Annotated in this window: 10 protein-coding genes; 2 read left to right on the forward strand and 8 right to left on the reverse strand. The window is 72.7% G+C overall.

Annotation, left to right across the window (positions count from 1 at the left end; genetic code table 11):
• Positions 1-35 precede the first annotated feature (35 nt).
• Together MRBLML1_RS22225 and MRBLML1_RS22230 are read right to left on the reverse strand one after the other, a co-directional pair.
• Complete coding sequence (locus tag MRBLML1_RS22225; protein ID WP_364520224.1) at positions 36-563, reverse strand: hypothetical protein; 528 nt, start codon at positions 561-563, stop codon at positions 36-38.
• Complete coding sequence (locus tag MRBLML1_RS22230; protein ID WP_364520226.1) at positions 544-912, reverse strand: hypothetical protein; 369 nt, start codon at positions 910-912, stop codon at positions 544-546. Before MRBLML1_RS22230 ends, MRBLML1_RS22225 begins: the two co-directional genes overlap by 20 nt.
• A gap of 311 nt (positions 913-1,223) precedes the next feature.
• Between MRBLML1_RS22230 and mobF the strand changes: the two genes are divergently transcribed.
• Both mobF and MRBLML1_RS22240 read left to right on the forward strand, forming a co-directional pair.
• Positions 1,224-7,151: a MobF family relaxase gene (gene mobF / locus MRBLML1_RS22235; RefSeq protein WP_364520228.1), complete on the forward strand. Its 5,928-nt coding sequence runs from the start codon at positions 1,224-1,226 to the stop codon at positions 7,149-7,151.
• A 66-nt stretch (positions 7,152-7,217) separates the two neighbouring features.
• A complete protein-coding gene (locus tag MRBLML1_RS22240) occupies positions 7,218-7,709 on the forward strand; it encodes a hypothetical protein (protein ID WP_364520230.1) in 492 nt (163 codons plus the stop codon).
• Here MRBLML1_RS22240 and MRBLML1_RS22245 read toward each other — a convergent pair.
• The 6 genes from MRBLML1_RS22245 to MRBLML1_RS22270 all read right to left on the reverse strand — a co-directional run bounded on the left by MRBLML1_RS22245 (position 7,706) and on the right by MRBLML1_RS22270 (position 12,044).
• Positions 7,706-8,527, reverse strand: coding sequence for a M48 family metalloprotease (locus tag MRBLML1_RS22245; protein WP_364520232.1), 822 nt, complete (start codon positions 8,525-8,527; stop codon positions 7,706-7,708). The two genes, MRBLML1_RS22240 and MRBLML1_RS22245, sit on opposite strands and share 4 nt — an antisense overlap.
• A 140-nt stretch (positions 8,528-8,667) precedes the next feature.
• Positions 8,668-9,015, reverse strand: a complete 348-nt coding sequence (locus MRBLML1_RS22250) for a hypothetical protein (RefSeq protein WP_364520234.1) — start codon at positions 9,013-9,015, stop codon at positions 8,668-8,670.
• A gap of 17 nt (positions 9,016-9,032) precedes the next feature.
• Positions 9,033-9,743: a hypothetical protein gene (locus MRBLML1_RS22255; protein ID WP_364520236.1), complete on the reverse strand. Its 711-nt coding sequence runs from the start codon at positions 9,741-9,743 to the stop codon at positions 9,033-9,035.
• Positions 9,740-11,203: a type IV secretory system conjugative DNA transfer family protein gene (locus MRBLML1_RS22260; RefSeq protein WP_364520238.1), complete on the reverse strand. Its 1,464-nt coding sequence runs from the start codon at positions 11,201-11,203 to the stop codon at positions 9,740-9,742. Before MRBLML1_RS22260 ends, MRBLML1_RS22255 begins: the two co-directional genes overlap by 4 nt.
• On the reverse strand, positions 11,200-11,505 hold the full coding sequence (locus MRBLML1_RS22265) for a hypothetical protein (RefSeq protein ID WP_364520240.1): 306 nt from the start codon (positions 11,503-11,505) through the stop codon (positions 11,200-11,202). The genes MRBLML1_RS22260 and MRBLML1_RS22265 overlap by 4 nt, the downstream gene beginning before the upstream one ends.
• A complete protein-coding gene (locus MRBLML1_RS22270) occupies positions 11,502-12,044 on the reverse strand; it encodes a hypothetical protein (protein ID WP_364520242.1) in 543 nt (180 codons plus the stop codon). Before MRBLML1_RS22270 ends, MRBLML1_RS22265 begins: the two co-directional genes overlap by 4 nt.
• Positions 12,045-12,049 lie beyond the last annotated feature (5 nt).

Consider the following 12,049-nt stretch of genomic DNA (forward strand, 5'->3'; position numbering starts at 1 on the left):
GGTCTTCTGCGTCGGGGCCATCTACGTCTGGCCGGTCACCACAGGGTCAGCTGCTCGCCCAGCAGCTCCTGGAGCCGCGCGAGGTCGTCGGCTACGAGCTGCGGGTCCTCACGCGCCAGGTCGCGCAGTTCCCGCGCCCTCCGACGCGGGCCGCGCGGGTCGGCCAGCGGGCTGTACGGCAGCCGCCGCTGCACCGCCCACTCCTGCCTGTTCTTCGCCGCGCTCGACACCACGACGTGCTCCGGTGCGATCCGCTGGCACAGCGGGTTGTGACAGCGGTGCCCGAGCAGCCGCGCTTCTTCCAGCGCCTCCACGCCGTGCATCACCGCGTACGCGAACCGATGGGCGATGATCACCCGTCCCGGCGCGTACCAGAACCGGCCATGGCCGCCGCCGTCCGTGCGCTCTCGCTCCGAGCGGCCAGCCACCGCGCCGGTCCACCACAGGCACTCGCTGCCGGGAACCGTGGCGACCTTCGCCCGGTAGCGCGCGAGCACTGCCGGGTCCGCGATCGCCGCCGCGACTGCCGCGAGGCCGGCGTCATCAAGCCGCCGAACCGGCACCCGCTCCCCCGCTCTCGGCCGTCGCGTCGGGCTCCTGCCCAACGGTTGCGCCGCCGTCCGGTGCTGCGAGCCGCCGCAGCCGCGTCGCCTCCCGCACGGTGATCGTCTCGCCGCACCACTCGACCGCCTCGCCCAGGGACAGCCCCTCGACCTCGGTCAACTCCCGCAGCGCCTCGCCCGCCCGCTTCTCGGTCTCGGCCACCGCCGCGTCCCGCTGGCCGATCGCGACCATGACCTGCTCGGCCAGGTCGATCACCCGCCGCTCGCGCTCCTCGCGCTCGCGCCGCCTCTTGTCGGCCATCTCCCGCGCCGTACGCCGCGCCTGCTGCTTGATCGTCTGCTGACTCATCGGTCCTCACTCCGTGTCGACATGGACTCTGACACCCACCTACGACAATTCCCGGTGCCCGTGCGATCACACCGACCAAGAAACCTTCCGAACCCACCAACCTCGACCCCAGCCAGCCCGTCCAACTCAGCCAGTCCGAAGCCGACGCCGCAGCCGTCACCGACGCCCCTCAGCGTCCCCCCGGATTTCCGCGACCTCCCAAGTGCCACACACCTCTTGCATTCTCGGTCTGCCGAATAGAAAGAACACACCAGAAATCCGGCCGGAAGTGATCGCACCGCGCACCCGCGCGCACGTAGGTGCCCGTGACGATGAGCCTCCACAAGCTGACGGCGGGGTCGGGGTACGACTACCTGACCCGCCAGGTCGCAGCGATGGACGCCACCGACAAGGGCCACACCGGGCTGGCGAGCTACTACACCGAGAAGGGCGAGACCCCCGGCGTGTGGGTCGGCTCCGGCATGGAGGGCCTGGAAGGCCTCGACGCCGGCGACATCGTCACCGCCGACCACATGCAGAGCCTGTTCGGCTCCGGGCACCACCCGTTGGCCACGCAGCGGACCAAGGATCTGGACCTGCGCATCGGCCGCGACGGCGTCGACAAGCCGACCGAGGCCGACTACAAGACCGCCCGCCAGCTCGGCACCCCGTACAAGGTCTACGAGAACGACATCAGCCCGTTCCGGATCGAGGTCGCCAAGCGCATCGCGGCGATCAACGAGGCCGCCGGCCTGCCAGGTGACTGGCCGGTGCCGGCGGCCGATCGGGCCAAGGCCCGCACCGAGGTCGCGGCCGAGTTCTTCCGTGCCGAGCACGGCCGCGAGCCCACCGACGCCCGCGAGCTGGCCGCCACGATCGCCAAGCACTCCCGCCCCAAGACCAACGCGGTGGCCGGCTACGACCTGACCTTCTCGCCGGTCAAGAGCGTCTCGGTGCTGTGGGCGATCGCCGACCCGAAGACCGCCGCGGTGATCGAGCGGGCCCACCAGGCGGCGATCAAGGACGCCCTGGACTTCATCGAGTCCAAGGCGCTGTTCACCCGCCAGGGCGCCAACGGCGTGCGCCAGGTCGACGTCCGCGGCCTGGTCGCCACCGCGTTCACCCACCGCGACTCCCGCGCCGGCGACCCCGACCTGCACACGCACGTCGCGGTCGCAAACAAGGTCCAGACCCTCGACGGCAAGTGGCTGGCCATCGACGGCCGGCCGCTGCACAAGGCCGTCGTGTCGGCCTCGGAGACCTACAACACCGCGCTCGAGCGGCACCTGGTCGACGCCCTCGGCGTCCGGTTCGAGGAGCGCCCCAACGAGGACGCCCGCAAGCGTCCCGTGCGCGAGATCGTCGGCGTCGTCCCCGAGCTGAACCGCCGCTTCTCCAAGCGCCGCGCCAACGTCGAGGACCGCCGCAAGGTCCTCGCGGCTGCGTTCCAGGCCACCCACGGACGCCCGCCCACGCCGGTGGAGACCATCCAGCTCTCCCAGCAGGCGACGCTGGAGACCCGCGAGGCCAAGCACGAGCCTCGCTCGCTGGCCGAGCAGCGCGAGACCTGGAACCGCGAGGCCATCGAGGTGCTGGGCACCCCGCAGCGGGTCAAGCAGATGGTCCACGGCGCACTGAACCCGAAGGGTGCGGCCCGCTCGCTGGCCGACTCCGCCTGGTTCGTCAAGACCACCGACCGGATCGTGACGACGATGGAGGGCGCCCGCAGCACCTGGCAGTTTTGGCATGTCTACGCCGAGGCGCAGCGGCAGGTCCGGGGCGCCAACGTGCCCACCAACCAGGTCTCCCAGGTCGTCGACCTGCTCGTCAGCGAGGTCCTCGACGGCCGCTCGGTGAGCATGGCCCGCGCCTGGGACACCATCAGCGAACCCGCCGAGCTGCGCCGCGCGGACGGCGCCTCGGTCTACACCCAGTCCGGCGCCGACCTGTTCACCTCGGGCAAGGTGCTGGCCGCCGAGCAGCGCCTGGTCGAGGCCGCCGGCCGGCACGACGGGTACGCCGTCACGACCGACTCGGTCGACCTGGCCCTGCTCGAGTCGACCGCCAACGGCATCACCCTCAACGCCGGACAGGCCACCCTCGTGCGCGAGATGGCCACCTCCGGCGCACGCCTCCAGCTGGCGATCGCGCCCGCCGGATCGGGCAAGACCACCGCGATGCGAGCCCTCGCCTCCGCCTGGGCCGACGGTGGTGGCACGATCATCGGGCTGGCCCCCTCAGCCGCGGCCGCCGACGCGCTGCGCTCCCAGATCGACACGCAGACCGACACCCTGGCCAAGCTGACCCACTCGATCCAGGAGGCCCGCGAGACCGGCGCCGCGATGCCCGCCTGGGTTGCCGGCATCGACTCCTCCACCCTCGTGGTCATCGACGAGGCCGGCATGGCCGACACCCTGTCGTTGGACGCCGCGGTCTCCTTCATCCTCGAGCGCGGCGGCAGTGTGCGCCTGATCGGCGACGACCAGCAGCTCTCCGCGATCGGCGCCGGCGGTGTGCTGCGCGACATCCGCGCCACCCACGGCGCCCTGCAGCTGACCGAGCTGGTCCGCTTCAAGGACCCCGCCGAGGGCGCCGCCTCCCTGGCGCTGCGCGAGGGCAAGACCGAGGCGCTCGGCTTCTACCTCGACCGCGACCGCGTCCACGTCGGCGACCTGGCCACCATGACCGAGGACGTCTTCGCGGCCTGGCAGGCCGACCGGGCCGCCGGGTTGGACTCGATCATGCTCGCCCCCACCCGCGACCTGGTCAGCGAGCTGAACCAGCAGGCCCGCGCCCACCGCCTCGACGGCATCGACCCCGCAGAGGTTGGCCCGACGCGTCGTCTCGCCGACGGCAACGAGGCCTCGATCGGCGAGCTGATCATCACCCGCGAGAACGACCGCCGGCTGCGTAGCTCGGCCACCGACTGGGTGAAGAACGGCGACCGGTGGAACGTGCTGGAGATCCACGACGGCGGCGACCTCACCGTCCAGCACACCCAGCACGGCCGCACCGTGCGACTGCCCGCCGACTACGTCGCCCGGTCCACTGAGCTCGGCTACGCGTGCACCGTCCACACCGCCCAGGGCGTCACCGCTGACACGATGCACGGCCTGGCCACCGGCAGCGAATCGCGCCAGCAGCTCTACACGATGATGACCCGCGGCGCGCACGCCAACCACGTCTATCTCGAGGTCGTGGGCGACGGCGACCCGCACTCGGTGATCCACCCGACGCTGGTCCGGCCGCTCACCCCCACCGACATCCTCGAGTCGATGCTGGCTCGCGACGACGCGCAGCGGTCCGCGACCAGCCTGATCCGCGAGCAGGCCGACCCGGCGACCCGCCTCGGCGCGGCTTCCCAGCGCTACCTCGACAGCCTCTACGTCGCGGCCGAGGACCTGCTGCGCCACGAGACCATCACGGCGCCCGACGGGACGGCGGTCAACGTCGTCGACGCGCTCGACAGCGCTGTTGAGACGCTGGTCCCGGGGCTGTCGGAGGAGGCTGCCTGGCCGACCCTGCGGGCCCACCTGCTGCTACTCGGGGCCTCCGGCGAGAACCCCGTCGACGCGCTCCGGGCCGCCGCCGGCGACCGCGAGCTGGCCAGCGCGCACGACCGCGCCGCGGTCCTCGACTGGCGGCTGGACGCCTCCGGGCTGCGCAACGCCGGCGCCGGCCCGCTGCCCTGGATGCCCGCGATTCCCGCGCGCCTGGCCGAGGACCCGCACTGGGGCGCCTACCTCGCACAGCGCGCTCACCTGGTCACCGAGCTCGCCGACGAGGTCCGCACCCGCGCGACCGACCAGGCCGCACTTCCGGTGTGGGCACAGAACGGCATCCGACCCGAGGCCGCGACTGTCGCCGACGTCGAGGTCTGGCGGGCCGCCATGCAGGTCCCCGCCGACGACCGGCGACCGACCGGCGCACCGCAGCTGCAGAAGGCTCCGGCGACCTGGCAGCGGCGACTCAACCGCGCCGTCACCGGCGACCACACCCCCGCGCTCAAGGAATGGCGTCAGCTGCTCTACTCGCTGGCCCCGCAGGTCCGCGACGACGAGTTCACCCCCCTGCTGGCCGAGCGGCTCGCCGCGATGTCGCGGGCCGGCGTCACCGCCCACGAACTGCTGCGCACGGCCACCGCGCCCGACCACCCTGCCGGGCCGCTGCCCGACGAGCACGCCACGGCCGCGGTGTGGTGGCGCATGGCCCGTCAGCTCACCCCGGCCGTCGCCGCCCAGATCGGCGACGGCTCCCACGGCGAGGGCGTCACCACCGAGTGGACGCCGCGGCTCGTGGACCTCTTCGGTCCCGGGCGGGCCGCGAGCATCCAGGCCAGCACCTGGTGGCCCGCGCTCGTCTCCAACGTCGACCACGGCGTGCAGCGCGGCTGGCAGGTCGAGGCCCTGCTGGGTGCAGGGCGGGCGATGCCGAGCGACGGCTGGGACGGCGTCGACGAGTGCCAGGCGCTGGTCTGGCGGACCTCGATCGCGCTGGAGACCGCCCCCGACGAGCACGCCCACGAGTACCACTTCGAGGAGCCGCCCGCGGACCTGTGGGAGGGCGTCGAGCCCGACCCGGCCACGGTCGTCGACCACCCGATGGACACCGCCACGGCCCCCGACTGGACCGACTGGCCGCTCGCCGAGGACCCCGGTCCGGAGCCGGAGCCGCCCATGGACCCGGCCGACGAGCACCTGGTCGACGCCGTCGCCGGCGAGCCGGTCGACGTCGACGAGGACCAGTTCGTCGAGCCCGACCTGACGCTGGCCGCCTACATCCGCGACCTCGGCGGCACCCGACTGGAGCCCACCGACGCCGACCTCCGGCTCATGTACCAGCGAGCCGACGAGTGGCACTTCTCCCCCGTCTCGCGTGAGCGCATGCTCGAGATCAACAACATGACGCAGGCGTTCTTCGAGGCCCGGTTCACCGACTCGTGGGGCCGCGACTACCTCACCGGACGGTTCGGCGTCGACCTCGCCGGCGACGAGCGCTTCCGCCCCGGGCAGGCGCCGGCCGGGTGGACCAACCTGGTCGACCACCTGCGCAGCCGCGGCGTCAGCGACGCCGAGATGCTGGCCACCGGGGTTGCGAGCGAGGCCAGCACCGGCCGCCTCATCGACCGGTTCCGCGACCGCGTGATGTTCCCGGTGATCCACCACAACAACGGACGCGGCGAGGTGCTCGGCTTCGTCGGCCGCCGGCGGCCCGACCTCACCGACGCCGACAAGGGCGGCCCGAAGTACCTCAACACCGCCGACACCCCGCTGTTCCACAAGGGCGCCCAGCTGTTCGGCGTCGTCGACGAGCTGCTCGACGAGGGCGCCGTGCCGGTGATCGTCGAGGGCCCGATGGACGCTGTCGCGGTCACGCTGGCCAGCCATGGGCTCTACCTCGGTGTGGCGCCGCTCGGTACGTCGCTGACCGACGAGCAGGCCGCGCAGCTGGCCGCCATCGGCCGCGACCCGATCGTGGCCACCGACGCCGACTTGGCCGGCCAGGTCGCGGCCGAGCGGGACTTCTGGATGCTCACCCCGCACGGCCTGGACCCTGGCTACGCCCGCTTCCCCGACGGCCTCGACCCGGCCGACCTGCTCGCCCAGCGCGGGCCCGCCGCGCTCACCGCCGCGGTGGCCAGCGGCCAGCCCGCCTTCCGTGCGCTGGGCGACGAGCTGCTCGCCGAGCGGCTCGACCACCTCACCCCCGAGCAGGCGCGCGTGGCGGCCATGAGGATCCTCTCGGCCCGTCCCAGTCGCGCGTGGGAGCCGGGCGTCAACCAGGTCCGGGCCCGACTGCAGCTCTCCCAGCTGCAGGCCCGCCGGGACCTGCGCGACGCGGTCAAGACGTGGGACGCCGACCCGCGGAAGGCCGCGCTGGCCGAGCTGCACAAGAGCAGCGAGGTCCGCGCACGGCTCGCGGCCGCGGCCGAGAAGACTCCGGCCGAGCGGTGGGCTCCGCTGGCGCGCGAGCTCGACCCCCGGCTCCTCGAGCAGGGCGACTGGCCGGCCACCGCGGCAATGCTGCAGCAGGCCCACGAGCAGGGTCACGACGTCGACGCCGCCACGCGCGGCCTGGTCGCGGAGAAGCCCCTGGGGGACAGCCCCGCCCGAGACCTGCGCTACCGGATCGTGTCCCGCCTCGAGATCCCGATCGACGGCGACGACAGCCCGGCGCCGACCAAGTCGCAGGGTGCGGCACGCGACCGGCAGGACGTGGATCGTCCGCGGCCGCCGCGACGCGGCACTCCGCGCCGCTGAAACCGAGCCACGCCCGACCCTGGTCGCTAGCCTTGGGCGGCCCTACCCCCGGCCGATCAAGGTGCCATGCCCGACACGAAGCAGCCCCGGCGCGCAACGCGTGCCCAGGTACGTCAGTTCCTCGAGGCCGCTGGCTACGAGGGCACTCCCCCGGACGACCTGGTCACCGAGTACGTCGACCTGGTCGGCGCTGCAGGCCGCCCGGGGCTTCCCCGTCATCGGCTGGCGGTGCACCTGACCGCGCAGTCCCCGGGATGGACCGCACCCGCGTTGGAAGCCTTCGAGGATGCCTGGCGCCAGCAGCAACAGGCGCGCGCCCGGGCCGCCTCAGCGGCTCGCGAGACGGCCGCACGTGATGCTGAGCGCGCCGCCTCCTATGTCGCCGGCGTGTGGCAGCGCACCGGCACAGGCCCTACCTGGACCGAGCTGGGCGACGAGATGGGCTGGTCGCCGGCGCTACGGGCCCGGATCATCCGCCTGCTGGCACACGAGGGAGTGCTGACCTACAGCACCGCACCGCGATCGCTGGCCGCGGCCGAGAGCGGCGTCGAGAGCTAGTCGGCCTGCTGGTCGACCACGTGGCGGCGCATCGCAGAGAGCCGCGTCTGGGGGTCGGGGTGGGTCGCGAACCAGCGGCGCTCGAGCAGCGCCCGCGCTCGGCCGAGACGACCGGCAGGCAGGGGCTTGGCGACGTTCTCCTCGTAGAACCGCATCAGCTCGGCGGCCGCCTCGAGGTCGCGGGTCAGGTCGACTGCGAACAGGTCGGCCGAGATCTCCTCGCGCCGGTCGAAGGCGACCTGGAGCGCGAGGAAGGCCACCGCGGCGATCATCGTGGCCAGCCGTGCCGGACCGGCCAGCTGGGGCGCGGCCACCACAGCAACGACGGTGAGCCCAGCGCCGGACAGCATCAGAACCAGGTAGCCGACCAGCCAGCCGTAGCGCGCCGCGGCCGAGGAGCGCTCACGTCGGATGACGTGGGCGAGCTCGTGCGCTGCCAGGCTCTGCACCGCGGCCCAGCTGAGGCCGGTGAGCGCGACCTGGGCAAACACCACGGTGGCCGGACGGCCCGCCCGGAAACGGGTCACGGCCAGGCCACCGTCACCGGCTCGGCGGTCGTCATCGCCGGTGGGCATACCGAGGTAGGCGACGACCTCGGTCGCCGGGGGCGCGACGTTCGCCAGGGCGGCGACGGCCGCTATCGCCGCAGCGGCCCGGCTCTGCAGTGCGTCGTCGACCGGGGCCACGTGGCGACGCGTGCGCCAGGCGGCGGACCAGCTGGCGAGCACCTTCACCAGCGACGTGGTCACCACGACGGCGCCGGCGAGGTAGGCGATCGCCACGGTGAAGAGGAGCGCCGAGGCCACGGGATCGGACACGTTCTATGCCTGAGCGTCGGCGGCGTCGAGAGCGCTCAAAATCGCTCTCTGGCAACCGGACGGGTCGGGAGGGTCCCCCAGACGTGGTTCAGCGTCGCCCAGCGGCGTTGTGAGCCCGATTCGAGCCCGTCGCGTCCACTTCATCGCGATGGGGTGGGCGCTAGCTCCACGTCCGTACTGGACGACGTCGACGGGATGGCGCGGTCCTCCGCCGCGCGGCCGCGGTCGGCGGTCGCTGGCTCCTCGAGGTCCTCGCTCGGCTCGACCAGCTGACGCTGCTCCTCGGCGCTCGGCACGCCGTAGCGCCGCTCGGCCATCGCCTCGACCTGCGCGACGGCGTTCCACACGTGCTCCCCCGAGGCGTGGGCGTAGCAGGCGTTGACGTGCTCGCGGGCGTGGCCGAGCTCCTTCTTGCTCGAGCGCGGGTGCTCGCCGAGCGCCTTGAGTGCGCGCTGGGCTCGCGCGATCGCCTCGGAGCGTTCCTTCATCTGCATCGTTGCCTGTGTCATTCCCTCGGTCCCTTCTCTGTGCGGGTGCGCGGCTGCGCGCCGAGCTCGTCGTCGTCGTGGATCTCGCCGGTATCGAGGTCGACGAGGCCCAGCCGCGGCGGGCCGGCCGGAGCCGCCGGCTGCTGCTCGCGTGCTCGCCGGTTGACGGGCAGCGCGTCGATGTCGTGGGCGAAGGTGTTCTCGCGCCGCTGGCGGCTGGCGTCGGCCAGGTGCTCGTTGTGCCGCGGCTTAGCCGGCCAGCTCTTGTGCTCGTCGTCGCAGTGGGCGCGCAGCCTGGTGCGCATGCGGTCGGTGAACGCCGGCAGGCAGTAGCGGTGCCATTCCTCGAGCGCGTCGCTGGTCATCGCCAGACCGGCTCGCCGGCGCTGGTCGGCCAGGACGGCGACCTCATGGACCAGGTGCGGGTGCAGGGGCCAGCAGCTGGGGATGAGGCCGGAGACGTCCCAGGTGTACTCGCGGTTGAGCCAGATCACGACGTCTTCGAGCCACTCCCACAGGTCGTGACGCAGCTCGGGGTCCAGGCAGGTGGCCGGCTCCCAGGGCCGCGGCAGCAGCCCGTGGTTGCCCAGGGCCTTCTTCTCCTCCTCGGTGCCGTTGATGGCGATGTGGAGCTCGCGGTAGGCGAGCCGCACGTGGTCCCCGGGGACCGGGAACGGGAAGACCATCAGCGTGGGTGCCGCCCGGCGGGTCTGCTGCTCGCTGGTCACAGTTCACTCCTTGAGTGGTCGTGCTCGTCGTCGACGAAGCCGAGGCGGCGGGCCTCGACGAGCGCGGCTGTCGCGCGGGCCTCGGGGGTGATGACCATGCGCCGGTCATTGGTGAGGCGCTCGCGGAGCGACCGCTGGTCGGCGAGCAGGCGTTCGCCGGCCCTGCCTTCAACGCAGCGGTGGAGCTTGGCGATGATCGGCTTCCCGTTCTCGGCGATCACCAGGGCCTGGCGCTCGGGCAGCTGGCGGACCTCCTCGGGCCGCATGATCGCGATGTCGTCGCCCTCGTATCCACCGCCGCTGCCGCGGTGCGTCCGGCGTCCGATCCGGACCTGGCCGAGGAGGTCGGAGATCTCCTGGTTGAAGGCGACGTCCTTGGAGCCGCCGAACATGACCAACGTGTTGGTGAGGCCAAGCAGCGCCCGGGCCTCGTGCTCACCGAAGATGCTGGTCAGCTGGGGCCGGGTCTGGGCGGCCCAGATGAAGGAGAGCCCCAGGGCGCGCTCGTTGGCCATCCGGGTGCGCAGCGTCGGCAGCGGTGCGGTCGAGGGGAGCTCGTCGAGCACCGAGACCAGCGGCGGGCACAGGCGGCCGCCCCACGGGGAGCTGTTGGCCAGCAGCAGTCCGGTGTCCAAGACGTACTCGGCCACGGCGGTCATCAGCGGGCTGGCCGAGGCGTAGGGGTCCTCGCGGCCGAGCAGGTAGATGGTGCCGCGGCGGCGGATCACGTCGGCCAGGTCGGTGGCGGGATGCCCAGGGCTGGGAATGCAGCGGCGGCGGATGTCGGCCTGGAAGAACAGTGAGACCGCCTGCTGCACCGTGGTGACGGTGTTCCCGGCCGTGCGGTCGTCTCCGTTGAGCGCGCCGTGGAGCAGGCCGTGCCAGAACGGCTCGGCGTGCGGGTGGCGGCGCAGGATCTCCATCGGCTGGGTGGCCGCGGTGGGGTTGGCGACCCACTGCAGCACATCCTCGAGCGTCTTGCCGGTCAGCGCCGCGGCGTGGAAGTAGCCCTGCAGCACCTTCGCCGACTCCGCCGCGTAGAACCGTGCAGCGTCGTCACCGGTGCCGCCGGTGATCGCGCCCTTGACCGTGCCGGCGGTGAACGCCTTCGCGCGCCGCTCGGCAACCTTGGGGTCGACGCAGCCGGCGATCGGGTCCCAGATCAGCTCGTCGACGACGCCCTCGGCCAGACCGAAGGGGTCGAGCACGACACACGGACGATCGTCGCGGGAGCGCTCGGTCAAGCTCAGCAGGAGGTCCTCGACCTTCGTCAGTGTCACCAGGGCGGCACCAGGTGCTCCGAGCAGCGCCGGGGTGAGCAGGTCGAGGGTCTTGCCGGAGCCCTGTGGGCCGATCACGCCGGCGGTGCGGTCCCACGGCACCCACAGCTCGCCGCCTCGCGGCTCGTGGGCGTTTCCGATCCGCCAGCCGACGTCCCAGGGGTCGAACCGCAGCTTCATCGGATCGCCTCCGGGATCGTGTCGCCGCACGGGGCGAGGCAGGTTCGACACCGCACCTCGCGGCCCTGGCGCTTCTCAGTGCGAACCCCGAAGAACTGCACCGCTGGCTGGAAGTCAGGTTGGTTGGCCGTGTCGAGGCGCGTCATGGGAATCCGCGGGCCAACAGCGACGTAGTGGTGGACTTCCACCATCGTCGGTCGGTGCCCGCGATGGCGGCAGATGAGGCCACCCACAAAGCGGTGGATCCAAGTCCGGACAGTTGGGGTGCCGGGCAGCCGCCGCTCGTAGTTCTCGTAGTTCATCGGTCTTCCTTCGTTCGGCGGCCGTCGAGGAGCCACGGGCTGAGGCCGTGGCCCAGCTGCGGGCCGGGCTGTTCGGTCAGGTCGCCGGCGGCAGTGCGGTGCACCGGAGCCGCCGCGGCGTTGGCGTGCTTGCCGTAGAGGTCCGGGCGGACGATGCCGGCGACCTTGCGGAGCCTGGTGACGCCGAGCAGCTTCTCGGCCTCGGCGGCGGTCGCCATGCCGCGCATCCGGCCCGGGCCCCAGCGCTGGTAGGCCCACACGCCGGCCCAGATGGTCGCGGCCAGCAGCGCGAGCTCGGTCAGGGCGACGCTGCCCCAGACCAGGCCGCGGCCGGCCAGATCGTCGGGGACCGGGGTGGGCAGCCCGGCGTCGGCGTGGCCGCCGAGGACACCGCGAAGGCTGGTCCAGAACGCGGTCCCGATCGGGGAGGGGAACGTGCCGGCGTTGGCGTCGGGCCAGGTCCAGCCGGCGCCGGCGAGGAGGTTGGCGACGGATCGGCCGAGCTGGATTCCGATGATGATGACGAACAGGGTCGCCACCGTCA

The organism is Nocardioides sp. LML1-1-1.1 (genome assembly GCF_040676175.1).
In the GTDB taxonomy this organism is placed as follows: Bacteria; Actinomycetota; Actinomycetes; order Propionibacteriales; family Nocardioidaceae; genus Nocardioides.